Source organism: Pseudarthrobacter sp. CC4 (genome assembly GCF_048957775.1).
Classification (GTDB): domain Bacteria; phylum Actinomycetota; class Actinomycetes; order Actinomycetales; family Micrococcaceae; genus Arthrobacter.
Genome location: NZ_JARCCZ010000001.1, coordinates 32,799 through 58,057, shown reverse-complemented (window position 1 = coordinate 58,057; position 25,259 = coordinate 32,799). Strand labels below are relative to the sequence as shown.

Here is a 25,259-nt window from a genome sequence, read left to right as displayed (position 1 = left end):
CCTTCCGGCAGCTTGCGTCAAAGCGACGAAGGAGCAGCAAGCAGAGGAAGGCACCCTCGGCGGGCCGGGGCGACTGCGGAGCCAGAGCTAGGAAAGCAGTGCCCGCCTCAGGGTGTCCAGTCCTACGGAGCCGATGTTCAAAGCCCTTGTGTGGAACTCTTTGAGGTCGAAACCGGGGCGGGCTTCGAGTTCGGCGCGGATCTGCTCCCACAGGCGCTGGCCAACTTTGTAGGAGGGCGCCTGGCCGGGCCAGCCCAGGTAGCGGTTGAACTCGAAATTCAGCTGGCCTTCACTGATGGGCAGGTTCGCCTTCAGGAATTCATATCCCTTGTCCGGGGTCCAGGTGCCGGAGCCCCAGCGTTCCGGCATCTCCAGTTCAAGGTGGACGCCGATGTCGAACACCACGCGGGCGGCGCGCATCCGCTGCATGTCCAGCATGCCCATGTGGTCGCCCGGGTCGCTCAAGTAGCCAAGTTCCTGCATCAGCTTCTCGGCGTACAGCGCCCAGCCTTCGCCGTGGCCCGAAGTCCAGCACACGTTGCGCCGCCACTTGTTCAGCAACTCGCGGCGGTAGGTGGCGGTGGCCACCTGGAGGTGGTGGCCCGGGACGCCCTCGTGGTAGACCGTGGTGGTTTCGGCCCAGGTGGTGAACGTGTCCTCACCGGCGGGGACTGACCACCACATGCGGCCCGGCCGGCTGAAGTCGTCGGACGGGCCGGTGTAGTAGATGCCGCCCTCGTCGGTGGGGGCAATGAGGCATTCCAGCGTCTTCATGACGTCGGGGATGTCGAAGTGGACGCCGGCAAGCTCGGCCACGGCTTTGTCGGAGAGTTCCTGCATCCACCGCCGCAGCGCGTCCTTGCCCTTCAGCTGGCGGGCGGGATCGTTGTCCAGGATCTCCTTGGCCTCGGCGATCGTTGCGCCGTCCTTGATGGTGTGGGCCACCTGTTCCTGCTCGGCGATGAGCCGGTCCAGTTCCTCCACGCCCCACGCGTAGGTCTCTTCGAGGTCCACGGCGGCGCCGAGGAAGGACCGGGAGGCGAGGGCGTAACGGGCCCGGCCCACGGCATCCTTTTCGGGCGCTGCGGGCAGCAGCTCTGCGCGGAGGAAGTCCGCCAGCCCGGCGTAGGCTGCCCTGGCGGCGGCAGCGCCGGCGTCGAGCTCTTCCCGGATGGCTGCGGGCAGCGGCCCGGCGGCAGTGGCTGCCCCCGCCGCCAGCTTCGCGAAGAAGCCATCGTCCGCGGCGTACTTCGTCACCTGCTCAATGACGATCTTCACCTGGCGGGCGGCGGCCACCCGGCCGGCGTCCTTCGCCTGCCGCAGGGATTCTGTATAACCGGCGATGGCGCCGGGTACGTTGGACGCGCGGCCGGCAATATGCCGCCAGTCCTGCTCGGTCTCCGTGGGCATAAGGTCGAAGATCGCCCGGATGTCCTGCGCGGGGGAGGCAATGTTGTTCAGGTCGGCGTAATCCCATCCCGAGGCGTGGATCAGCAGCTGCAGGCCCAGCCGCTCCCGCATGGCGTCCAGGGTGACCGCGTCAACGTCGTCCTCCGGCTCGAGGCCTTCGAGGTCAACCAGGGCCTTACGGGCAGCCTCCGCGAATTCGGCGATGCCTGCGGGGGAGAAGTCCTGGTATTCGGTTTCGTGTCCGGCAAGGCCAAGGGTGGTGGCGAAGGACGGATTGAGCCTGATGAGCGTCTCGGTGTAGTCGTCTGCGACGGCGTCAATCCGGGTGTGCGGGCGGGCGGCAGGAGAAGTGTCTGTAGTCACACTCCGAGACTAGCGCCCGGAATCCGGGAAGGCCTGCCTTTCAGCCGCGGCTTCGCTTCCACGCTCCGGGGCCGGGGGTGGGCTCCAGCCTCAGCTGCTGGCGGCGGACCCAGTGCCGCACCGGCGGCTTCTCCGTCTCCGCCTGTTCTGCACCGCCCAGGGAAAGTACGACGGCGGTCAGCGCCGCCAGTTCCTCGGCGGTGGGCTGCCCCTTGACGATGGACAGCAGGGGTTCAGCGGGTGCCTCGGTTTCGGCAGCCTTGGCCACCGGCTTTTCCGCGTTCACAGCGGGATGTTCCCATGCTTCTTGGCGGGGAGGCTGGCGCGCTTGTCGCGCAGGGCACGCAGGCCCTTGATGATCTGCAGCCGCGTCTCGGACGGGGCGATGACGGCGTCAACGTAGCCGAGCTCAGCCGCCTGGTAGGGATTGAGGAGCTCTTCCTCGTACTGCCGGATGACCTCGGCGCGCCGTGCTTCGACGTCGCCGCCGGCCTCCGCAACCGCCGCAAGGTCGCGGCGGTACAGGATGTTGACGGCACCCTGGGCACCCATCACGCCGATCTGGGCGGTTGGCCAGGCGAGGTTGAGGTCGGCGCCGAGCTTCTTGGAGCCCATCACGATGTAGGCGCCGCCGTAGGCCTTGCGGGTGATCACGGTGAGCTTGGGAACCGTGGCTTCGGCGTAGGCATACAGGAGCTTGGCGCCGCGGCGGATGATGCCCTGGAATTCCTGGTCCTTGCCGGGCAGGAAGCCGGGAACGTCCACCAGGGTAATGATGGGAATGTTGAACGCGTCGCAGTGGCGGACGAACCGGGCAGCCTTTTCCGAGGCGGCGATGTCCAGCGTGCCGGCGAACTGCAGGGGCTGGTTGGCGACGATGCCCACCGTGTGGCCCTCCACCCGGCCGTAGCCGATCATCACGTTCGGCGCGTAGAGGGCCTGCATCTCCAGGAAGTGGCCGTCGTCCACGATCTGCTCAACCACGGTGCGCATGTCGTAGGGCTGGTTGGCGGAATCGGGGACCAGCGCGTCCAGGGCGAGGTCGTCGTCGTCGAGCTCCAGTTCCTGCGTGTGCTCCAGGACGGGTGCCTCCGAAAGGTTGTTGGACGGCAGGAAGTCCAGCAGTTCGCGCACGAACTCGATCGCGTCCGCTTCGTCCGAGGCAAGGTAGGTGGAGGTGCCCGTGGTGGCATTGTGCTGCCGCGCACCGCCGAGGGTTTCCATGTCAACGTCCTCTCCGGTGACCGTCTTGATGACGTCCGGTCCGGTGATGAACATGTGGGAGGTCTTGTCCACCATCACCACGTAGTCGGTGAGCGCGGGGGAGTAAGCGGCGCCGCCTGCCGACGGGCCCATGATGAGCGAAATCTGCGGGACCACGCCGGACGCGTGGACGTTGTTCCGGAAGATGTCCGCAAACATGGCCAGCGAGGCAACGCCTTCCTGGATGCGTGCTCCGCCGCCGTCCAGGATGCCCACCACGGGGCAGCCGTTGCGCAGCGCAAACTCCTGCACCTTGACGATTTTTTCGCCGTTGACCTGGCTCAGCGACCCGCCGTAAACCGAGAAGTCCTGGCTGTACACGGCCACCAGGCGCCCGTCCACGGTGCCGTAACCGGAAACCAGTCCATCACCGAGCGGCTTCTTCTTCTCCATGCCGAACGCCGTGGAACGGTGTACAGCCAGGGCATCGAATTCAACGAAGGAGTCCTGGTCGAGGAGGAGCGCAATGCGCTCCCGGGCCGTGTTCTTGCCGCGCGCATGCTGCTTTTCGATTGCTTCGGGACCGGAGGGCTGTTCGGCACGCGCCTGGCGGTCGCGGAAATCGGCGATCTTTCCCGCTGTCGTTGTCAGATCGTGGCTCATCAAGTATCTCCGGCTCTGTAGCAGATTGATTCTGTGGTGCTGTGAATGCTGGCGGGCTGTGGCACTGAGGTTTAAGTAGCTTCCACACAACAGGCGAACCCTGCTGGCAAGTCTAGTGACGCTTCCGGCGGCTGCGGCTGTAGGGAACCTACAATTTTCTGCGCCGTCATCAGCAGTAGCGCAATGTTACTTGCCGGTAACTTAGTTGGGTTACAGTGGTGCCATGACTTCGAGCAATGACGCTTCGCGTGCCCTCGGCGGACCCTACCAGGCTGCCGGTTCACTCAAGGGAAGGACCATCCTCATCTCCGGCGGGAGCAGGGGTATCGGCCTGGCAATCGCCCTGCGCGCGGCGCAGGACGGCGCCAATATCGTGCTGATGGCCAAGACGGGGGAGCCGCACCCAAAACTGGCCGGGACTGTCCACACAGCTGCCCGGGAACTGGTGGAGGCGGGCGGACAGGCGCTTCCCCTGGTGGGTGACGTCCGGAATGACGACGACGTCGCGGGCGCCGTGGCGGCAGCAAGGGAACGGTTCGGGGGCATCGACGCCGTCATCAACAATGCTTCCGCCATCGACCTTTCCCGGACCGATGACGTGGACATGAAAAAGTATGACCTCATGCAGGACATCAATGTCCGCGGGACGTTCCTGATGTCCAAGCTGGCACTCCCGGCGCTCCGGGCCTCCGACCAGGGCCACATCCTTACGCTCTCCCCGCCACTGAACCTCGATCCCCGCTGGGCGGGAAAGCACCTTGCCTACACCATGGCAAAGTACGGGATGAGCCTTACAACCCTCGGCCTTGCAGAGGAGCTGAAGGCTGACGGAATCCGGGTTAATTCGCTCTGGCCGCGCACCCTCATTGATACCGCTGCCATCAGGAACATGCCGCACGGGGAAAGGATCGTCCAGGCCGCCAGGGGCGCGGAGATCATGGCGGACGCAGCCCATGCCGTGCTTACGGGCTCCAACCTCACGGACGGCGGCCGGCCAAGCGGCAACTTCTACACGGATGAGGAAGTGCTCGCGGCAGCCGGGGTCACCGACTTCCGGCCGTACAGCCTTGGCGCTCCCGAAGACCAGTTGGTGCCGGACATTTTCCTCTAGCCTCCGCTTCCCCTGGCCTCCGCCGTCGTCCTTCCGGTTCCCGCGGGCCGGCACGCCGGGCTGCCAGGACTAAGCCGGGTCGGTAGAGTTTAGCTATGGATGACGCACATGCCCCCGGCACGCCACTGGACCGGAGGGCCCTCGCGGACCAGCACTTTCTGTCCGCGGCCGGCATCCCGCGGCTCGACGTTGTTAACTCCACCGGCTCCACCAACGCCGATCTCCTTCGCTCTGTCACCGTGGAGCCTTCGGCCTGGCCGGACATGTCAGTGCTGACCGCGGAGTACCAGACGGCGGCCCGCGGCCGCCTGGACAGGCGCTGGGAAGCGGCGCCCCTGAGCTCTGTCTCCGTTTCCGTCGTTCTGCGGCCGGCCAACGCCGAAGGAAGGCCGCTTCCCACCCAGAGCTATTCCTGGCTTTCCCTCATCGGCGCCCTCGCGCTGCGGGAAACCCTCCTGGAAACGGCCGGCCTGCCTGCCGAGTTGAAGTGGCCCAACGACGTCCTGGTGCGCGGCAGGAAGATCGCGGGAATCCTGGCCCAGCTGGGCCCCATGGTGGACGGCTCCGCGCCCCCGGTCATCCTGGGAACCGGTTTGAATGTCACCCTCCAGGCGGCCGAACTCCCGGTCCCCACCGCCACGTCGGTGGTGCTGGAGTCACCGCGCACTGCGGACCGTACGGAGCTGCTGAAGAGCTACCTTCTGCACTTCGCCGTGCTCTACCGCGGCTTCTGCAACGCCGACGGCGACCCGGCGGCAGGCCTGGCCGGCGGCCCTTCGCTGCACAAGCGGGTGGAAGCCGTCCTGACCACCCTGGGCAAGCAGGTGCGGGCGCAGCTGCCGGGCGACCACGAAATTATCGGCCACGCGACCCGCCTCGACGAGTATGGTTCACTGCTGGTGGTGGACCGCGAGTCCAAGGAGCATGTGGTAACGGCCGGCGACGTTGTGCATTTGCGTCCGTGGCATTCCCCGGAGGGTTCCGGCCAGGGCGGTTATGCGTAAAGACCTCGTTCCGGGCGAGCAGGTGATTGTCACCACCCGCCCGCAGCCGAGGAAGCTGGCCGGGGCAGCTGCGGCCTTTATATTTTCACCGGCGCTTGCCGCGTTCGCTTCCGCCTGGGCAACCCGCGGGGAGGCGGCCAAGCTCATTCCCGCGCTGACTCCCCGGTGGACGCCGTGGCTGGTGGCCGGGTTTGCCTTGGCGGTGGCGGGGGTCTGGCTGGGTTATTGCCTGCCCCGGCTGCTGCGGTGGCAGGGCACCAGGTACACGCTCACCAGCCGGCGGCTCGTTGCCCGGTCCGGCATCCTGCGGCGACGGGACCAGCAGGTGAACCTGGCTTCGGTGCGCAATCTGACTGTCCATGAATCGGTACTTCAGCGCCTGTTGCGTTCCGGGAATATATCCTTGGAAACCGGGTACCAGGGCGTGGTGACATTCCAGGACGTGCCGGAGGTTGCCACGTTCCGGGATTTCATCCTTGATGCCATCGAGGAATTGCCCGACGAACATGACAGCCAGGCCGGCGGAGCAATGGACGATCCGGCCGGAGCTTTGCCCTGGGAATTGAGAGAAGGTGGACGGGATGAACGATGAGGACCAGCAGGAGCGCGTGGGCTCCACCACACCCCCGCCCGCGATGGAGTCCCACCCCGCCACCGGCACCATGTCTGCCGAGCGGCTCGCCATGAAGGCTTTGGAGGCCAGGCTGCTGGGCGGCGAACGCAAGCTCCGGCGCCGCGAAGTCGCCGCCGGCGCCGGGCTGTCCCTGCTGTCCGCACGCAAACTGTGGCGTGCCCTCGGCTTCCCCAACTTCGGCGACGAGGACGTCGCGTTCACTGAACGCGACCAGGCCGCGCTCTCCACCGTGGTGGACCTGGTCCGCTCGGGGAAACTGACCGAGGAAGCCGCCATCTCCGTCACCCGCTCCATCGGGCAGATGACGGACCGGATGGTGGTGTGGCAGATCGAAGCCCTGGTGGAGGACATGGTCCATGAGCAGGGTGTTACCGACGCCGTCGCCCGCAAGCGCCTGGTCAATGAGCTTCCCGCACTGGTGGACGCCCTGGAAGAAATGCTGGTCTACTCCTGGCGGCGCCAGCTCAACGCAGGCGTCCAGCGGCTCGCGGTCCGGGCCGAAGCGGGCCTGCAGGCGAGCGAAGAGGGCCGGGAAGGCGACGAGGACGATGCCCCGCTTCCGCTGGCGCGCGCCGTCGGCTTCGCGGACCTTGTTTCGTATACCAGCCTGTCCCGTCGCATGAACGAAAAAACCCTGGCCCGGCTGGTCCAGCGCTTCGAGAACAAGTGCGCGGAGATCATCTCCGTGGGCGGCGGCCGGTTGGTGAAGACCGTGGGCGACGAAGTCCTCTACATCGCCGAAACCCCGGCCGCCGGTGCCGAGATCTCCCTGGCTCTTGCCCAGGCCTTCACGGAAGACGAAATCCTTCCCGAAGCACGGGTGGCCATGGTGTGGGGAAGGATCCTGTCCCGGCTCGGCGACATCTATGGCCCCACCGTGAACCTGGCCGCCCGCCTCACCACCCTCGCGGATCCCGGCACGGTGCTGGTGGACTCGATGACCGCCTCGGCACTGGAACACGACGAACGGTTCGTGCTGGAACCGCAGCCGCCCGAAAACGTCCGCGGATTCGGCGAAATCCGGCCCGTGCGGCTTAGCCGCGGGCTCGGCAAAGGCTTGGTGCTGGACTAAGGCCTGGGAAAGGCCGGAGGTTTATCCATTTGTTAGCCAATAGGGCTATATTTGTTGTGCCCGGCTGTTAAAGCCGGAAGCCGGCCGTCGCCGGGGTCTACTTGGGGGAACCGATCCATGAATCTTCGCGGGAAAGCACGCGCAAAAGGCGCCGTATCCGCACCCGCGTTCCGCCACAGGCTCTTCCGTTCCCGCCTTTTCGGCAGCACCGCATTTGGGCTGGCGCTCATTGTGCTGGTGGTTGGCGCGGTGCTGTATCCGGGGTTCAAGACCACCGAGGTGGAGTTGAACGACGGCGGGGTGTGGGTGGTCTCGAAGTCGAAGAATGCGGTGGGCCGGCTTAACTACCCCTCCCGCGTTCTTGATGGGGCTGTGACGCCCGCTTCGACGACGTTCGACATCCTGCAGGATGCGGGGGATGTGTTCGTCGATGATGAGACCGGGTCAACACTGAACCAGGTGTCGCCGGCGAACATGCGGCTGGGCGGGGATAAGCAGTTGCCGGGATCGGCGGACGTGAGCTTCGGCTCGGAAGTCATCTCCGTGACGGACGCGGCGTCGGGCAAGGTGTGGGCTGTGTCGCCGTCCACGGTCAACGGTTTTGACGAGGAAGCGTCGGAGCCCGTGATGGTCGGTTCGGAGGGCATTGTCTCGGCGGTCGGGGATGATGACCGGATTTACTCGGCGGACCCCAAGTCCGGCGCGGTGACGGTGACGGCTGTTGACGCCAACGGCGAGGTGACGGCCTCGGAGTCGGAGACCTGGGCCGAGCTGAAGGGTTCGGGGGATCTGCAGATCACGGTGGTGGGGGACAAGCCGGTGCTTTTGGATGCGGCGGCCGGGAAGTTGTTCCTGCCCGGCGGGAAGCGGCTCCAGCTGGAAAATGCGCGGGAGGCGAAGCTGCAGCAGGGCGGCCCTGCCAGCGGTTTCGTGGCCATCGCCACGCGGAAGGCGTTGCTGAAGCAGCCCCTGGACGGATCCACGGCGAAGACGGTGGCGTTCGACGGCGAGGGCGTGCCGGCTGCCCCGGTCCAGTTGGGCGGGTGTGTGCATGCGGCGTGGTCCGGGGCTAACAAGTATGTGCGGGACTGTGTCAATGATGGTGATGACAAGAACGTTGACGTGCCCAAGGCGAGTGCCTCGCCGTCGTATGTCTTCCGGGTGAACCGGGACCTGGTGGTCCTGAATGACGTGAACTCCGGGAACGTGTGGCTAGTGAACCAGAACATGCAGCTGGTCAACAACTGGGACGACGTCATCCCGCCCAAGAACGAATCCGACGAGCAGGACCAGGAATCCGCGGACAACAACACCATCAACGTCCTGCCGGACCGCACCAAGCCCAACAGCGCTCCGGTTGCCAAGCCGGACACTTTCGGGGTCCGGGCCGGCAAGACCGCTGTGCTCCCCGTCCTGGACAACGACACTGATCCGGACGGCGACATCCTCACCGTGCGCGCCCCTGACCAGCTTAAGTCCGGCGTTCTCGCCCCGATTTACGGGTCCACCGGCTTCCAGGTCGCCATCCCTGCGGACAAAGCCGGTTCCGAGACCTTCAAATACTCAGTGGACGATGGCCGGGGCCTCACCGCCTCCTCCGACGTCACGCTCAACATCATCCCGGCAGGGGAGAACTCCGCCCCGCGGCAGAAGCCGAACCGCAACACCACGCTCGTTGTGCAGGCGGGCAAGATCGTCAGCCAGAACGTGCTTCCTGACTGGATGGATCCGGACGGCGACGATCTGTACGTGGTCAGCGCTGCGGGCAGCGATCCCCGCGACCAGGTCAAGGTCCGACCGGACGGCCTGCTGACCTTCCAGGACGCCGGAACGGAGCCCGGCCGCAAGGTGGTCACCCTGACCGTTTCCGACGGCCAGTCCACAACGGAAGGCAAGGTCACGGTAGACGTCCGCGCCCCCGGCGCCCTGCCCCCGATCGCCAACGCGGATCACGTGGTGGCCGTCGCAGGCGTCGACGCGGTGATAGCACCCCTCAAAAACGACTCGGACCCCCAGGGCGGCGCCCTCCGCCTGGCACAGGTCACCCCGGACGGCAACGCCACAGCAACCCTGCGGGCGGACCAGCAGACCTTTACGTTCAACTCCGCGGCCCAGGGACCGCACTACGTCACTTACCTGGTAACCAACGGGCCGGCCAGCGCCCAGCAGCTGGTCCGGGTGGACGTGGTGTCCGGCGACGGTGACGGCGCCCCCGTCGCGGTGCGCGACACAGCCCTGCTGCCAAGCGGCGGAACTGTGCTGGTGGACGTCCTGGGCAATGACTCGGACCCGTCCGGCGGGGTCCTGGTAGTCCAGTCCGTCACAGCTGCCGACGGGTTGCCGGTCAGCGTTTCAGTGCTGGACCACGCGGTCATCCGGATCACCGACATCCGGGCGCAAGGCCAGCTCAACGTCAAATACACAATCTCGAACGGCTTGGCCTCGGCCAGTGGCGACATCGCAGTGCTGGTGGTGCCCGCCCCGGCCAAGCTCCAGGCCCCCCAGGCGAAACCCGACGAAGTGTCCGTCCGGGTGGGCGACGTGGTGACCATCCCGGTCCTCGCGAACGACTCCGACCCCAACGGCGGGAAACTCACGCTTGAGCCCGAACTGGCGCAGAAGCCCGACGACACCGACGGACGGATGTTCCACGCCGGGGACACGTTGCGTTTTATCGCCGGAGACGTGCCCAAGACCGTCTACGCAATCTACAAAGTCACCAATGAATCCGGCCAGTCGGATTCGCAGCAGGTCACCATCCGCATCCGCGCCCGGGACGACGAGCGGAACACCCGTCCCGAGCCGAAGAACCTCACCGCCCGCGTGGTGTCTGGAATGGTGGTTCGGATCCCCGTCCCGCTGGACGGCATCGACTCCGACGGCGACTCCGTGCAGCTCATCGGGGTGGACAAAGCCCCCGCCATGGGAACAGCCGTGGCCAGGGACGGCTACCTCGAATTCACCGCCACGGGCACGGCGGCCGGCACCGATACCTTCACCTACCGGGTCAGGGACAGAATCGGCGCCGAGAACACCGGCACGGTCATTGCGGGCATCGCGCCACCCGAGGCCAACAACCAGAGACCCATCGCAGTGGACGATTCCGTGGATGTCCGTCCCGGACGCAAGATCGCCGTTGACGCGCTCAGCAACGACTCCGACCCGGACGGTGACCCGATCGGGCTCGTCAGTAACGCGTTTGAAGCCCGGCCGGAACTCGGTGTCGAAACCGCTGACGGCAGGGTGCTGCTTACTGCGCCCGGCAACGCGGGCAATGAGAACGTCAGCTACAAGATCCAGGATGACAAAAAAGCCCAGGGCAGTGCAGTGATCCGGGTCAGCATCTCTCCCGACGCCACGCTGAAGGCGCCGGTTGCGAAGGACGATGTGATCACCCCCGCCGAGACGCTGGGCAAGTCCGCTGTCGACGTGCCGGTGCTGAAGAACGATTCAGACCCCGACGGCGTGGCCGCCGAACTCAAGGTCAGCCTGCCGGACGGCAACCCGAACGCCCGCGTCGGCGGCGACGGCAACGTTGTGGTCGGCCTTGCCGCGGGGGACCAGCTGGTTCCATACACTGTCACCGACGTGGACGGCCAGAGCGCCACTGCTGTCATCTGGGTGCCCGGTCAGGGTGAACAGCACCCCAGCCTGGCCAGGACCGACGTTGTGGAAGTGATGGCCGGCAAGGAAATCACCTTCGCCCTGAGCGAATACGTGCGGGTCCGGGAGGGCCGATCTCCCCACATTACGCAGGCAGACAAGGTCCAGGTCCAGGGCGCTGACACCCAGGGCGTCATCGCCGGAAACGGCGACGCCCTGCGCTATGCGGCGCTCAAAGACTACGTCGGCCCCGGCTCCGTGACGTTCGAAGTGACAGACGGGTCGGGTCCGGAAGATCCGCAGGGCCTGAAATCCACCCTGACCATCATCACCCGGGTCATTCCGGACCCGGCCGCGAACCACGAGCCCACCTTCAGTGGAACCGACCTTGACGTGCCGAAGGCCGAAACTGCTGCCCTTGAACTGGGCACCCTGGCCAGGGACGTGGATGCCGGGGACCAGGAGAAGCTCAAATTTGAGTTTGACGGGACCACGCCGGAGGGCTTCACTGCCTCCCTCGAGGGGCAGACACTCAAGGTCAGTGCTGCAGCAGGCTCGCCCGCCGGACGGAAGGGAAACATCCCGCTGAAGGTCACCGACGGCCGATCCGAACCGGTCAAGGCCTCGGTAACAGCCACGGTAGTCGCCTCCAACCGGCCCCTCCCCACAGCCGGGGAAGACGTCATCGAAAAGGCCAACGCGGGCCGGGCCGAGACCATCAACGTCCTCGCCAATGATTTCAACCCCTTTGCCGACACCCCGCTGGAAATCGTTTCAGTGGCGGTGGAAACGGGGTCCGCAACAGGGCAGCCGGTGGTCGCCGGGGACTCGCTCACGGTGACTCCCGCAGAGGGATTCAAAGGCGTCATGGTGCTCCGTTACGTCATTTCGGACAAGACCGATGACCCTTCCCGCCATGCTGACGGCCGGGTGCGCATCACCGTCCGGGATAAGCCGGACCCGCCCTCGGCCCCCACCGCCACGGACGTGCGCAGCCGGACGGCTGTGCTCAAATGGGCGCCGCCGTCAGACAACGGCGCCACCATCACCGGCTACACCGTGCGCTCCAACACCGGATTTGAACAACAGTGCGCCACCACCACGTGCACTTTGAGCGGTCTGACCAACGACGTGAAGTACGTCTTCACTGTGACCGCCACCAATGAGGTGGGCGACTCCCAGGCGTCTGCGCAGTCCAACGAGATCCGGCCCGACGAAAAGCCGTCCCCGCCGGAGGCGCCCACGGTCAAAGCCGGCGACAAGAACATGGTGATCGACTGGCCCCCTGCCAGGACCGAGGGTTCGGCCGTCAAGAGCTACAACCTGGAGATCTCGCCACCGCCAGCCAGCGGCATCGCCGTGAAAAACGGGGTCACGGGCCTGACCTACACCTGGCCTGGCCTGACGAACGGCGTCCGCTACAAGGTGCGCGCCCAGGCGGTCAACGAGCTGGGCCCGTCCGACTGGGGCATCTACTCCTCCGAAGACAACCCTGCCGGCGTGCCCGCTGCGCCCGCGGCACCGACCTCCGCCGTGGCGTCTGCTGTGGGGAGCACCAACCAACTGCGCGTGAACTGGACCGAACCCGACACCAACGGTGACGCGATCAGAAACTACTACGTCACCATGAGCGGCGGCGGCGGCGCGCCGCAGACCCAGGCCATCCCGGGCACGGTACGGACGGCCAACTTCACGGCCAACAATTCCGAAGCCGAATACACCTTCACCGTCCAGGCGGAAAACAAGGCCGGCAAGGGCGCCGTCAGTCCCGCTTCGGCACCCCGGCGCGCCACCGGCAAGCTGGGCCAGGTCTCCGGAGTGACGGCCGCCGCGGCAGACACCGGCGGCGCTGGGCGACAGGTGACCATCAACTTCAAGGAACTAACGGCGGCTGAACGCAACGGGTCGGCGTATGGCGAGGTCAGCTACAGCTACAACGCCAGCACCGGGCAAACCGGTCCCATCAGGCCCGGGCAAACAGTGGGTGGCTTCACGAACGGTACGCCCACGTCCATCACGGTGGTGGCCAACTCAAGTGTGGCACCGAGTTCAGACGCCAGCACGGCCGCAACCACCACGCCGCACGGCGCACCCGGCACACCCTCTGCGACAGGGCAGAACGGCGGGCAAAACCAGAAGTCGCTGAGCTTCAGCTGGACCTCGCCGTCCACGGCCACCAACGATGTCGCCTACACGCAGATCAACATTGACGGCCGGGGCTGGGAAAGGGTGGCGGCTTCGGGAAGCCGGACAGTGAACACCGGCGGCTTCGACGAGCCCCACTCGATCCAGGTGCAGACCGTGAATTCCATAGGGAACGGCGGAGGCGTCGCCGAGGCGACCGCCAGGTCCGGGCCGGCCAAGACGGAGTGGGGCAACTCAATCGTTGGCTACCGGACGTGTACTGATGCGCCTGCCTCAGGCCAGACCTCGTGGCGGTCGCCGACGGGCGCGGAACACACCTGCGATGGTGTGGTCAGCGGCTATCCCTGGATCTACGGCTCCGGCCCAACCTTCACCGTCAACTGCTTTATGTGGCGGACCGTCCCCGACGCCCGGGGCACCTACAAGTGGTACCGCATCAGTTCGCATCCTGATGGGCGCTACGTTGGCCGCACCGTCCAGGTCGGCAACACCACCTTGGGTGAGCCTGAGGGACATGGAATCCCGCAATGCTAGAAGTAACGGGCAGCGCCACAGGTGGCACGGCGGGGGAGCGCTCCCCATCGCGGCCGCCGTCCTGCTTCGGTAGGCTAACCCGGGAACAGAGAGCCCTATACCGGGTCTTTGGACGGGCTGGCCTGGGGGCCGCCACAAATTTCAGGGGAAAAGTAAAGCTGTGACAACTCTGCTGGGGAAGCTTGGGCTGAAAAGACGCCACAAAAAACTCGTCACGGGCACTGCCTTCAGTGCCGTCGTCGCTGTCCTGGTCACCGGTGCCGTGCTGTATCCGGGGTTCAAGACCACCGAGGTGGAGTTGAACGACGGCGGGGTGTGGGTGGTCTCGAAGTCGAAGAATGCGGTGGGCCGGCTTAACTACCCCTCCCGCGTTCTTGATGGGGCTGTGACGCCCGCTTCGACGACGTTCGACATCCTGCAGGATGCGGGGGATGTGTTCGTCGATGATGAGACCGGGTCAACACTGAACCAGGTGTCGCCGGCGAACATGCGGCTGGGCGGGGATAAGCAGTTGCCGGGATCGGCGGACGTGAGCTTCGGCTCGGAAGTCATCTCCGTGACGGACGCGGCGTCGGGCAAGGTGTGGGCTGTGTCGCCGTCCACGGTCAACGGTTTTGACGAGGAAGCGTCGGAGCCCGTGATGGTCGGTTCGGAGGGCATTGTCTCGGCGGTCGGGGATGATGACCGGATTTACTCGGCGGACCCCAAGTCCGGCGCGGTGACGGTGACGGCTGTTGACGCCAACGGCGAGGTGACGGCCTCGGAGTCGGAGACCTGGGCCGAGCTGAAGGGTTCGGGGGATCTGCAGATCACGGTGGTGGGGGACAAGCCGGTGCTTTTGGATGCGGCGGCCGGGAAGTTGTTCCTGCCCGGCGGGAAGCGGCTCCAGCTGGAAAATGCGCGGGAGGCGAAGCTGCAGCAGGGCGGCCCTGCCAGCGGTTTCGTGGCCATCGCCACGCGGAAGGCGTTGCTGAAGCAGCCCCTGGACGGATCCACGGCGAAGACGGTGGCGTTCGACGGCGAGGGCGTGCCGGCTGCCCCGGTCCAGTTGGGCGGGTGTGTGCATGCGGCGTGGTCCGGGGCTAACAAGTATGTGCGGGACTGTGTCAATGATGGTGATGACAAGAACGTTGACGTGCCCAAGGCGAGTGCCTCGCCGTCGTATGTCTTCCGGGTGAACCGGGACCTGGTGGTCCTGAATGACGTGAACTCCGGGAACGTGTGGCTAGTGAACCAGAACATGCAGCTGGTCAACAACTGGGACGACGTCATCCCGCCCAAGAACGAATCCGACGAGCAGGACCAGGAATCCGCGGACAACAACACCATCAACGTCCTGCCGGACCGCACCAAGCCCAACCGTCCGCCGGAAACCAAGCCCGACGCCGTCGGCGTGCGCCCCGGCCGCACCACCATCCTCAGCGTCCTGGACAACGATTCGGACCCCGACGGCGATGTCCTCACTGCCGCCGTCGGGGATTCCGGACCCCAGGCCGGCAGCCTTGAGAACATCTACGGCGGCACGGCCTTCCAGATCTCCGTTCCGGCCGGCGCGAAGCCCGGTACGGAAACATTCAGCTACAGCGCCTCCGACGGCCGCGGCCTTTCCGCCACCGGGCAGGTCACCCTCAGCGTGGTGGCCCCCGAAGAGAACGAGCCACCCCGGTTCAAGCGCGGCGACAACACCACCATGCTCGTGGAACAGGGCAAAACCGTCAGCCAGAACATCCTTACCGACTGGATTGACCCCGACGGGGACGACCTGGTGCTCCTTGACGCCAAAGCGGACAACGACCAGGACCAGGTCAAAGTCCGCCGCGACGGCCTGCTGACCTTCCAGGACTCCGGTGCGACAGCCGGCAAGAAGGCCGTGGAGGTGACCATCTGGGACGGCAGGGCCACTGTCACCGGAAAAGTGGTGGTCAACGTCCAGCCGCCGGGAGCCCTTGCACCGGTGGTCAACGCCGACCACGTCACGGCAGTGGCAGGCCAGGACCTGGTCATCTCGCCGCTGAAGAACGACGTGGACCCCAACGGCGGCGCCCTCCGCCTTGCCCAGGTGGAGGCCAGCGGCCCCGCCGAGCTGGGTCCCGTGACCGACGGCGGCACCTTCACCTTCCGCAGCACCACCCCCGGCCCCGTCTACCTCACCTACATCGCCAGCAACGGGCCGCAAAGCAGCCAGGGGCTGATCCGCGTTGACGTTGAGTCCGGGGATGAAACCGGCAACCCCGTCGCCGTCCACGACGTTGCGCTCATGCCCACCGGCGGAAGCGTGCTGGTGGACCCGCTGGCCAACGACTCCGATCCCTCGGGGGGAGTCCTGGTGCTGCAGTCCGTGAAGCTGCCGGAAAATTCGACCGCATCCGTGAGCGTGATCAACCACAGCGTCCTGCGGATTACCGACATCCTCGGAACCAAGGACCCGGTCCTCTTCGAATACACCATGTCCAACGGCAAGAAGTCGGCCACCGGCAGCGTATCGGTGGTGCCCGTCCCGGCCCCCGCCGTCCTGGAAGCACCCCAGCCCAAACCCGACGAAGTGAACGTCCGGGTCAACGACGTCGTCACCATCCCGGTGCTCGAGAACGATACCCACCCGCAGGGCCAGGAGCTCACCGTGGACCCGGTTCTTCCGCAGGGCGTTGATCCCGTGGACGGCAAGAGCTTCGTCTCGGAGAACACGCTCCGGTTCATTGCCGGCCCGCAGCCCAAGACCGTCCGGGCCATCTACAACGCCGTGGATCCGCAGGGCCAAAAGAGCGCCGCAGCGGTGACCATCCACATCCTTCCCCTGGAGGGGGCCGAAAACTCACGCCCGCAGCCGCGCAATCTGACGGCACGCGTAGTGGCCGCCGGCACGGTCCGGATTCCCGTCCAGCTGGACGGCATCGATCCCGACGGCGACTCCGTCCAGCTGACCGGCATCGACAGTACGCCCGCGATGGGCATGGCCACCGTGGGCAGCAACTTCATCGACTTCACGGCTGCCGGCAACGGCGCCGGGACAGACACGTTCCGCTATAAGGTGGTGGACCGGCAGGGCGCCGTCAACACCGGAACCGTCACCGTGGGCATCGCCCCGCGCGGCGAGGTCAACCAGAAGCCCACTCCCGTGGACGACGAAGTGAGGGTTCGCCCCGGCCGCCAGATCGCCGTCGACGCCACCGGCAACGACACCGATCCCGACGGCGACCTCATCCGCATCCTCAGTGACGGCATCGAGGCCGACGCAGCGCTGCAGGCCACGGTAAGCAAAGCGAGCGGCCGGATCATCCTGCTGGCTCCAGCAGAAGCCGGAACCGTCAACGTGCGCTACACCATTGCAGACGACCGCGACGCCTCCGCCCAGGCCGCAATCCGCGTCGTGGTGGACAACGAGGTTCCCCTCAAGGCGCCCATCGCCCGTGATGACAGGGTGACGTCCGCGCAGACCATGGGCAAAACCGCAGTGGACGTCCCTGTCCTGAAGAACGACGAGGACCCGGACGGCGTAGGGGAAAACCTCAAGGTCAGCACCGAAGCCACCACCGCCCGGCCCGGGGCGGACGGCAACATGATCGTGGACCTGACTGAGCAGCCCCAGCTCATCCCCTACACCGTGGAGGATGTGGACGGCCAGAAGTCGACGGCGGTGATCTGGGTACCGGGCCTCGGCCAGCAGGTGCCCACCCTGGCCAAGGACGAAGTGCTTGAGGTAGTTGCCGGCCAGTCCGTGGATGTTGACCTGGATGAGTGGGTCAGGGTCCGGGAGGGCCGCTCGCCGCGGCTCACCCAGACGGACCGCATCAGGCTCATCGGCGCCGACGGCAGCGACCCCGTGACCGGCGACGGCACGGGACTTAAGTACACCGCCGGCGCGGACTACGTGGGACCGGGTTCCCTTACCTTCGAGGTGACCGACGGGACCGGCCCGGATGATCCGGCCGGCCTGAAGTCCACCCTCAGCATCCGCACCAAGGTGCTGCCGGATCCGAACAAGAACAACCCTCCGGAACTGCTGGGCGCAAACCTGGACGTGCCCAAGGGCGACTCCGCGAGCACCGACCTGGGCAAGCTGACGGCGGACCCTGACCGGGACGACGTCGAAAAGATGAAGTACGAGCTGGTGGGAGGATCGCCTGCCGGTTTCAACGCCGGCATCGACGGCAAGACCTTGAAGGTTTCCGCGGCAGACTCGAGCGGGGCCGGGACGACGGCCGCCGTCCAGGTCAAAGCCAGGGATCCCCGCGGGCTCGAAGCCACGGCCACCTACCAGCTGAAGGTGACGGCTTCCAACCGGCCGAAGCCGGTGGCGAACGACGACGTGCAGGACAACGTTGCCGCCGGTAAACCGGTGACGGTGAACGTGCTCGCCAACGATGCCAACCCGTTCCCGGAGACCGCACTCAAAATCATTGCGGCCGCTGCGGAAACCGGCAGCGGCAACGTGGACGTGAACGGCGATTCCATCACAGTCACCCCTGCGCCTGGATTCACCGGCACCATGGTGGTGTCCTACACAGTGGCCGACAAGACCGGCGATGACTCCCGCAATGCCACCGCCCGCGTCCGGCTGACAGTCAAGGACAAACCCCAAACCCCCACCACCCCGCAGGCGCAGAGCGTGGGGGACCAGACGGCACTCCTGACCTGGACGGCGCCGGCGGACCGCGGTTCAGCAATCACTAAATACACCGTGTACGGAGAGTCCGGCTTCCGGCAGGACTGCCCGGCCAACACCTGCACCCTCAACGGGCTGGCCAACAACACCAAGTACCACTTCCAGGTCACGGCCACGAACGAGTTCGGCGAGTCCGACCGCTCGCCTGCGTCCGCCGAGGTGCGACCTGATGTGAAGCCCGATACCCCGCTGGCACCGTCGCTGAAGTTCGGCGACAGGGAGCTGTCCGTCAACTGGACCGCTCCGGCCAGCAAGGGCTCACCGGTGAAGTCCTACGACCTGGAGATCTCGCCTCCTCCCGCCGGCCAGAACGCCCAGATCCAAAACCTGACGGGCGTCAGCTACGTCTGGAAGGGCCTGCAGAACGGCGTCTCCTACAAGGTCCGGGTCCTGGCGCGCAATGACGCCAAGGAACCCTCCGAGTGGAGCCCCTATTCAGCAGCCATGGTTCCGGCAGGCGTACCGGCCACGCCCGCGGCCCCCGCCGCCACAGACGCAGGTTCGGTGGGTTCGCAAAGCCAGCTGAAGGTGAGCTGGACCGCGCCGAACAACAACGGCGATGCAGTCTCCGCCTACACCCTGACCACCCTCCGCGGCGGTGCCGTGGTGTCCAGCCAGCAGGTGGCCGGAACCACCCAGAACGTCACCGTGGACAACTCGGAAACGAACTACACGTTTACGGTGTCAGCCACCAACAAGGCGGGTACCAGCGGGACGAGCCCCCAGTCGGCTGCCATCCGCGCTGCCGGCAAGCCCGGCCAGGTCAGCGGTGGAACGGTGGCGGAAACGGGGAACAGCGGGCAGCTCAAGGTCACCTTCACGCCCCTGACGGAAGCCCAGCGCAACGGCTCCACGGCGAGCGAGATCGCCTACTCCTACCGGGCTTCAAACGGCCAGGCCGGGCCCATCAGTGCCCCCGGCGGCAACATCAACGGCCTGCCGAACGGCCAGGACATCACCATCAACATCATTGCCACGTCCACCAAGAACAACGTGTCCGGTGACGCCAAGGCCATCGGAGCCGGCAACCCGTACGGACCGGCCAATGCACCCAACGTGAACGGGGGCACATCACCGAAGGGCGATGGCCAGGTGCACTGGACCTGGAACAACCCGAACACCAACGGCCGTCCGCTGAGCCATTACGAGGTCAGCATGGACGGCGGAGCCTGGCAGAACGTCAACAAGGCCAACAGCTTCGATGCCGGCGCCGGCGGATGGAGCCAGAGCCATAGACTGCGGGTCCGTGCCGTGACGGTGGTGGACGGCGCCATCGGCGGGCCAGCGACCTCCACATCCGGCGCCGACCCGACGCCTCCTCCGGCACCCACAAAGGTCCGGGTCGAGGCTTCGACCGTCAACAGCTGCCCCGGAAAGCCGGGCGTTCCAGACCGATACAGCAATGTCAACGGCGATGCCCGTTGCGGTTCCAGCGACGCCAACTGGGTGTCCTTCTCGGACGGCTGGATCGACAGCGCCTGCTGGATGAACATCTACGGTTCGCCAGAGTCGGATCCCGGCTACTACAAGTGGTACCGCATGGATGGCGGCCCCTGGCCCGGCTGGTACGTCAAGCGCGCCACGATCGATATCAGCGGTCCGGACGTTCCCCGATGCTGACCGTTCAAGCCCACCCCCCGTTTCCGCCCCGCCTAACCAGCAGCCTCACCAAAGGACGTACATCATGACCATGACCATCGAGCAGGCCGCGTGGTTTGCAGACACCTTCGAGAAACTCGTTGCCAATGTGGGGCAGGCCGTCCTGGGCAAGGAGCACGTCATCCGGCTCACCTTCACCGCCATGCTCGCCGAAGGCCATGTGCTGTTCGAGGACGCCCCCGGCACCGGTAAGACCTCCTTGGCCCGGGCCCTGGCCGCCACGGTGCAGGGGTCCAACAACCGCATCCAGTTCACCCCGGACCTGCTGCCCTCGGACGTCACCGGTGTGACCATCTACGACCAGAAGACGCAGAAGTTCGAGTTCCACAAGGGCCCGATCTTCAACAACATCGTCCTGGCGGACGAAATCAACCGTGCTTCGCCGAAGACCCAGTCGGCTCTGCTGGAGGTCATGGAGGAGTCCCGGGTCACGGTTGACGGCGTCACCTACGAGGCCGGGCGCCCGTTCATGGTGATGGCCACGCAGAACCCCATCGAGCAGGCAGGCACCTACCGCCTGCCGGAGGCACAGCTGGACCGCTTCCTGATCAAGACCTCCATCGGCTACCCGGACCACGCCTCCACGGTCCGGCTGCTGGGCGGCTCCAACCTGAAGGACCGGTCGCAGGATCTCTCCGCCGTCATCACCACCCAGGCTGTGGCCGACATGGCAGACCTCGCCGCCACGGTGCACGTGGACACGGCCGTGCTCGAGTACATCTCGCGGCTCTGCGAGGAGACCCGCAACGCCCCCGAAACCCGACTGGGCGTCTCGGTCCGCGGGGCCCTGGCCATGGTCCGTGCAGCAAAGGTCTGGGCGGCCGGGCAGGGGCGGAACTTCGTGCTGCCGGATGACATCAAGGAACTGGCCCCGGTGGTGTGGACCCACCGTTTCGTCATGGATCCGGAGGCAGAGTTCTCCGGAGCCACTCCGGAAGCCGTGCTGACGCGGATCCTGGCGGATGTCGCGGCTCCCCAGCAGCGCACCAACGCTTGACGGTCCCGGCACGGACCCCACCACGTCCACGCAACAACGAAGGCACACATATGTCCACCGGCACCCCGTTGACCCGGCTCGCGGAGCGTCTCAAGCAACCCTTCCACAGGGATGGCCGGCCCACGCAGCTGCACCCGTCGGCAGTCTGGGCCGAGGCGCGGAACACTGCAGCCATGGCGCTGGCGCCAGCCTGGCGTACCGTCCGGACTGCATGGCTAAAGTACGCCTGGCCCGTGCTGTCCGTGGTCAGCGTCCTGGGCTGGTCCGTCCTGGCTGCCGCCATCCTGCTCTGGACCACCGGGCAGGCGTTCGGCTGGCAGGAGTCGAAGGCTGCGGCCATCGCGGCGTTCGTGATGTTCCTGATTGCCATCGCCTTTGTCCTGGGCCGCTCTTCCTATGGAGTGATCCTGGACCTCGCCCGCACCCGGGTGGCCGTGGGGGACAGTGCCGTTGGCAGCATCGCCGTGTCCAACACATCAGCCCGGCCCCTGCTGCCGGCAGCACTGGAACTTCCGGTGGGCAGCGTCACGGCTGTGTTCCACCTGCCCCGCATGAAGCCGCAGCAGGTGCACGAGGACCTCTTCACCATTCCCACCGCCCGCCGTGCCGTGATCGTCGTCGGACCTGTCCGGTCGGTCCGGGCAGACCCGCTGCACCTGCTGCGCCGCCAGGTCCTGTGGACCGAACCGGAAGACCTTTTCGTCCATCCGCGCACGGTGGCCCTGGCCGGTTCGGCCGCCGGCTTTATCCGCGACCTGGAAGGAATGCCCACCACGGACCTGTCCAGTGCGGACGTGTCCTTCCATGCGCTTCGCGACTACGTGCCGGGGGATGACCGCCGGCACATCCACTGGAAAACCACCGCGCGGACCAACAAGCTCATGGTGCGCCAATTCGAGGAAACACGCCGGGCCCACCTGGCCATCTCGCTGTCCATCAACACGGACGAATACGCCTCCGAATCCGAATTCGAAATGGCCATCTCCGCAGCCGCATCGATCGGCCGGCAGGCCATCCGCGAGCAGCGTGAGCTGGACGTCCTGACCCAGAAAGGCCCGCTCCGCTGTGAAACCGGGCGGAACATGCTCGATGACATGACCAGGATTGTGGGAGCTCCCATGCGGCGGACCGCCGTCGACCTCGCCAGGACCCTTGCGGACACCGTCCCCAACGCCTCCGTGGTTTTCCTCGTGGTAGGCAGCAACGTGACGGCCACCCAGCTGCGCTCCGCGGCCGCGTCCGTGCCGCCCGGCGTCCGCAGCCTCGCGGTGCGGGTGGAAGCCGGCGCTTCGCCCGGCCGCGCCAACATCGCAGACCTCACCGTGCTGACGCTCGGCGACCTGAACGACCTTGCCATTGTGCTGAGAAAGGCCGCAGCATGACCTCCACGGAAGGCCTGCGCCCGCGCAGCACGCGCCCGCGCAGCGAACCAACCGGCACCAACCGCGGTGCGTCCGGCAGCGGCCGTAACCAGGCCTCCGCCTTCGCCGACGGCCAGCCGGCCTGGCACTTCGTGCTCGACGCCGGCGCGCTGACGGTCCTGCTGGGGCTTGGCCTGCTCGGCTTCGGCCTCAGCTTCGGCGGCGACCCGTACTACCTGTTCTCCGGCTTCGGCGGCATCCTCCTGGGCCTGGCCATCGGCGCGCTCAACGCGCACCTGCGGCTCGGACTGCTCATCACCACTGCGGTTGCCCTTGGCGCCTACCTGGTCCTCGGCACGTTGCTGGCGGTGCCCGACGCGGCAATCGCAGGTTTTGTCCCCACCCTTGACTCACTCCGGACCCTCCTCCTGGGGGTGGTGTTCGCCTGGAAGGACATGCTGACGGTCGGTGTCCCCGTGGGCACGGCAGGCGGCGTGCTGATTGTTCCCTTCCTGAGCTCCCTGGTCACCGCCCTGGCGGCCGGTGTCCTGACGTGGCGCCTTCGAAGCCCCTACTTTCCGCTCCTGCCGGTGCTGGTCCTGTTCGTTACCGGGATCGCCTTCAGCACCAACGCCGCCTTCCTCACCCTCGAACGCGGCATCGGCCTGACGGTCCTGGGCATCGCCTGGGCCACCTTCCGCCGGGACGCCCTCAGGAAGAACTCCACGCGAAAGGTATCCGTCAACAATCCGCAGACGGATACCGCCACCGCGCAGCGGGCGAAGATCCGGAGGCTGGGAATGGCCGCCGGCGTCATCGCCGTCAGCGTGGCCGTTACGGCGCTTTCGGCGCCGCTGGTTACCGCGGGCAATGACCGGAAGGTCCTCCGGAACGTGGTGGTCCCGCCGTTCGACCCCAAGGACTACATCACGCCGCTGGCCAGCTTCCGCACGTTCGTCAAGGACAAGAAGGACGACACCCTCTTTGTGGTCAAGGGCCTTCCCCGTGATGGCCGGGTCCGGCTGGGGGCCCTGGACGCCTTCAACGGAACCAACTACACCATGGACCCCAACGGCTCGGGAAACTTCAGCAAGGTCGGCGATACCGAATCGATCAACACCCTGGCGGACACCTCCGGTGTTGTTCCCACCAAGGACTACGCCATCAGCATCACGGTTGAGGACTACCAGGGATTCTTCGTGCCCGGCGGGCGTAAAACCACGGGGCTGAGCTTTGATGACAGCGCCTCGGCCGCGGCGTCCGGCCTCTACTTCAATGCCGGCACGGATACCGCCGTCACCACCAACGGGCTCTCCCGCGGAGATTCCTACAAGGTCCAGGTTTCGGATCCCGTGAAACTCGAACACGGGCAGCTGGCGCAGTACGACTTCGCGAAACTGTCCCTGCCCGACGCCACGGAAGTGCCCCCGGTGGTGGGGTCGCAGGCCAATGACCTGTCCACTGACGCCCCCACCGCCATCGACCGGGTCCGGCAGATTGAGGCGCATTTCCAGAAGACCGGGGCATTCAGCAACGGGCTGGTCAGCGAAGGCCAGCTCCCCAGTGTGTCCGGCCACGGTTCTGCCCGGATCAGGAATCTCCTCACGGCCAAGCAGATGCTGGGCGACGACGAGCAGTACGCGGTGGCCATGTCCCTCATGCTCCGCCACCTGGGCATCCCGTCCCGCGTGGTGATGGGCTTCTACCCCGAACCCACCAGTCCGGAAAACGGGGCAGGCGAAGTCAAGATCACCGGCAAGGACGTGCACGCCTGGGTGGAAGTGGCCTTTGAACGGGTGGGCTGGGTGAGTTTCGATCCGACGCCGCCCAAAGATAACATTCCCATCCCGCCGGACCCGGAAAACAAATCCAAGCCCAAGCCGCAGGTGCTGCAGCCGCCGCCCCCGCCGCAGGAACCCGCGGACCTGCCGCCGGACTCGTCGCCCGATGCACTGGATGCGGACCAGAAGAAAAACAACCCGTGGCTCTTCTGGGGCGCCCTGTTGGGCGCGCTGGGCATCGCCCTGATACCGCTGTCCGTCCTTGCGCTGCCGCTGCTGCTGGTCGTCCTGTTGAAATCACGACGGCGGAAGTCGCGGTTCAGCGAAGGCCATCCTGCGCAGCGCGTAGGGGGCGGCTGGAGCGAGGTGGTCAGCCTCGCCACGGACATGGGGGCCGCCGTCGACACCCGGGCCACCCGCCGCGAAAGCGCCGCGGTCCTGGCCGAGGCGTTTCCGGCCGCGGGCGGTACCACCACGATGCTGGCCCGCCGCGCGGATGCGTCGATCTTCGGTGCCGGCCAGCCCAGCGAGGACGAGGTGCGGGAGTACTGGACCATCGTGGACAGCTCGCTGAAGGAGATGACCTCCACGGCAGGTTTCTGGCAGCGGCAGCAGGCAAGGTTCTCCCCGCGGTCGCTGCTTGCTGACGCGCGCGGCGCCCTGGCCCGCCGCAGCCCGCTGGCCCAGCGTGGCCGGCTGGCTTTGCCGGCCCTGTCGGCACTCAGGCCGTCCACCCGCCGTCGTACTGGCGCGGACGGCGAACACTCCGCAACGCCTGCACCGGAAGCAACGGCGGTGCAGGCAATGCCGCTGCAGGACCGGCAGGCGCCGGAACCGCCAAGGCAAGGACCTCCGGCGCCGTGACCGCGGAACTCCAGACATGCCCCCGCTGCCAGCGCTCCATCCGGGCCGGTGCGGCCTTCTGCACCTCCTGCGGAGCGCCCCTGCCCAACAGGGCGGCGCGCAGCAACCGCAACCTGCACACCGGCGGCCATGCCGGCAGTGACCCGCCGCCCGGAGCTGTGACTGCCCACCGTGCAGCGATTCCCGGTACTA

At 66.5% G+C, this 25,259-nt stretch carries 12 protein-coding genes and 1 pseudogene; 10 read left to right on the top strand and 3 right to left on the bottom strand.

Annotation, left to right across the window (positions count from 1 at the left end):
• Positions 1-87: 87 nt before the first annotated feature.
• From PV768_RS00190 to PV768_RS00180, 3 genes are read right to left on the bottom strand one after another with little or no spacing between them, the layout of a single operon-like run.
• The gene (locus tag PV768_RS00190) at positions 88-1,773 is read right to left on the bottom strand and encodes a DUF885 domain-containing protein (RefSeq protein ID WP_421091927.1); all 1,686 of its coding nucleotides are present in this window, start codon (positions 1,771-1,773) and stop codon (positions 88-90) included.
• A gap of 40 nt (positions 1,774-1,813) precedes the next feature.
• The gene (locus PV768_RS00185; protein WP_321215779.1) at positions 1,814-2,059 is read right to left on the bottom strand and encodes an acyl-CoA carboxylase subunit epsilon; all 246 of its coding nucleotides are present in this window, start codon (positions 2,057-2,059) and stop codon (positions 1,814-1,816) included.
• Positions 2,056-3,639 carry an acyl-CoA carboxylase subunit beta gene (locus PV768_RS00180; RefSeq protein ID WP_157238678.1) on the bottom strand — a complete coding sequence of 528 codons (1,584 nt, stop codon included), beginning with the start codon at positions 3,637-3,639 and terminating at the stop codon, positions 2,056-2,058. Before PV768_RS00180 ends, PV768_RS00185 begins: the two co-directional genes overlap by 4 nt.
• Positions 3,640-3,862: 223 nt before the next feature.
• Between PV768_RS00180 and PV768_RS00175 the strand changes: the two genes are divergently transcribed.
• From PV768_RS00175 to PV768_RS00130, 10 genes and pseudogenes are all read left to right on the top strand, one after another.
• A complete protein-coding gene (locus tag PV768_RS00175) occupies positions 3,863-4,750 on the top strand; it encodes an SDR family oxidoreductase (protein ID WP_421091926.1) in 888 nt (295 codons plus the stop codon).
• Positions 4,751-4,845: 95 nt separating this feature from the next.
• Complete coding sequence (locus PV768_RS00170; RefSeq protein ID WP_421091925.1) at positions 4,846-5,754, top strand: biotin--[acetyl-CoA-carboxylase] ligase; 909 nt, start codon at positions 4,846-4,848, stop codon at positions 5,752-5,754.
• Positions 5,747-6,346: a PH domain-containing protein gene (locus PV768_RS00165; RefSeq protein WP_157238675.1), complete on the top strand. Its 600-nt coding sequence runs from the start codon at positions 5,747-5,749 to the stop codon at positions 6,344-6,346. The genes PV768_RS00170 and PV768_RS00165 overlap by 8 nt, the downstream gene beginning before the upstream one ends.
• Positions 6,336-7,460 (top strand): adenylate/guanylate cyclase domain-containing protein, encoded by a 1,125-nt coding sequence (locus tag PV768_RS00160; RefSeq protein WP_421091924.1) that lies wholly within the window; start codon positions 6,336-6,338, stop codon positions 7,458-7,460. Before PV768_RS00165 ends, PV768_RS00160 begins: the two co-directional genes overlap by 11 nt.
• A gap of 117 nt (positions 7,461-7,577) precedes the next feature.
• Entirely contained in the window at positions 7,578-13,742 is a 6,165-nt protein-coding gene (locus PV768_RS00155; RefSeq protein ID WP_421091923.1) for an Ig-like domain-containing protein, read from the top strand.
• Positions 13,743-13,902: 160 nt separating this feature from the next.
• Positions 13,903-20,025 (top strand): Ig-like domain-containing protein, encoded by a 6,123-nt coding sequence (locus tag PV768_RS00150; RefSeq protein ID WP_421091922.1) that lies wholly within the window; start codon positions 13,903-13,905, stop codon positions 20,023-20,025.
• Positions 20,026-20,089: 64 nt separating this feature from the next.
• A complete protein-coding gene (locus PV768_RS00145) occupies positions 20,090-21,061 on the top strand; it encodes an AAA family ATPase (protein ID WP_157238672.1) in 972 nt (323 codons plus the stop codon).
• Between the two features lie 50 nt (positions 21,062-21,111).
• Positions 21,112-22,443 (top strand): DUF58 domain-containing protein, encoded by a 1,332-nt coding sequence (locus tag PV768_RS00140; RefSeq protein WP_421091921.1) that lies wholly within the window; start codon positions 21,112-21,114, stop codon positions 22,441-22,443.
• Positions 22,440-25,067 carry a transglutaminaseTgpA domain-containing protein gene (locus PV768_RS00135; protein ID WP_421091920.1) on the top strand — a complete coding sequence of 876 codons (2,628 nt, stop codon included), beginning with the start codon at positions 22,440-22,442 and terminating at the stop codon, positions 25,065-25,067. Before PV768_RS00140 ends, PV768_RS00135 begins: the two co-directional genes overlap by 4 nt.
• A pseudogene (locus PV768_RS00130) lies at positions 25,064-25,144 on the top strand (zinc-ribbon domain-containing protein); the annotation flags it as partial. The gene PV768_RS00135 and the pseudogene PV768_RS00130, both read left to right, overlap by 4 nt.
• Positions 25,145-25,259 lie beyond the last annotated feature (115 nt).

Coding starts and splice junctions, on each gene's coding strand:
- PV768_RS00180 (WP_157238678.1), bottom strand. CDS start 3,639: ATGAGCCACGATCTGACAACGACAGCGGGAAAGATCGCCGATTTCCGC.
- PV768_RS00175 (WP_421091926.1), top strand. CDS start 3,863: ATGACTTCGAGCAATGACGCTTCGCGTGCCCTCGGCGGACCCTACCAG.
- PV768_RS00170 (WP_421091925.1), top strand. CDS start 4,846: ATGGATGACGCACATGCCCCCGGCACGCCACTGGACCGGAGGGCCCTC.
- PV768_RS00165 (WP_157238675.1), top strand. CDS start 5,747: ATGCGTAAAGACCTCGTTCCGGGCGAGCAGGTGATTGTCACCACCCGC.
- PV768_RS00160 (WP_421091924.1), top strand. CDS start 6,336: ATGAACGATGAGGACCAGCAGGAGCGCGTGGGCTCCACCACACCCCCG.
- PV768_RS00155 (WP_421091923.1), top strand. CDS start 7,578: ATGAATCTTCGCGGGAAAGCACGCGCAAAAGGCGCCGTATCCGCACCC.
- PV768_RS00145 (WP_157238672.1), top strand. CDS start 20,090: ATGACCATGACCATCGAGCAGGCCGCGTGGTTTGCAGACACCTTCGAG.
- PV768_RS00140 (WP_421091921.1), top strand. CDS start 21,112: ATGTCCACCGGCACCCCGTTGACCCGGCTCGCGGAGCGTCTCAAGCAA.
- PV768_RS00135 (WP_421091920.1), top strand. CDS start 22,440: ATGACCTCCACGGAAGGCCTGCGCCCGCGCAGCACGCGCCCGCGCAGC.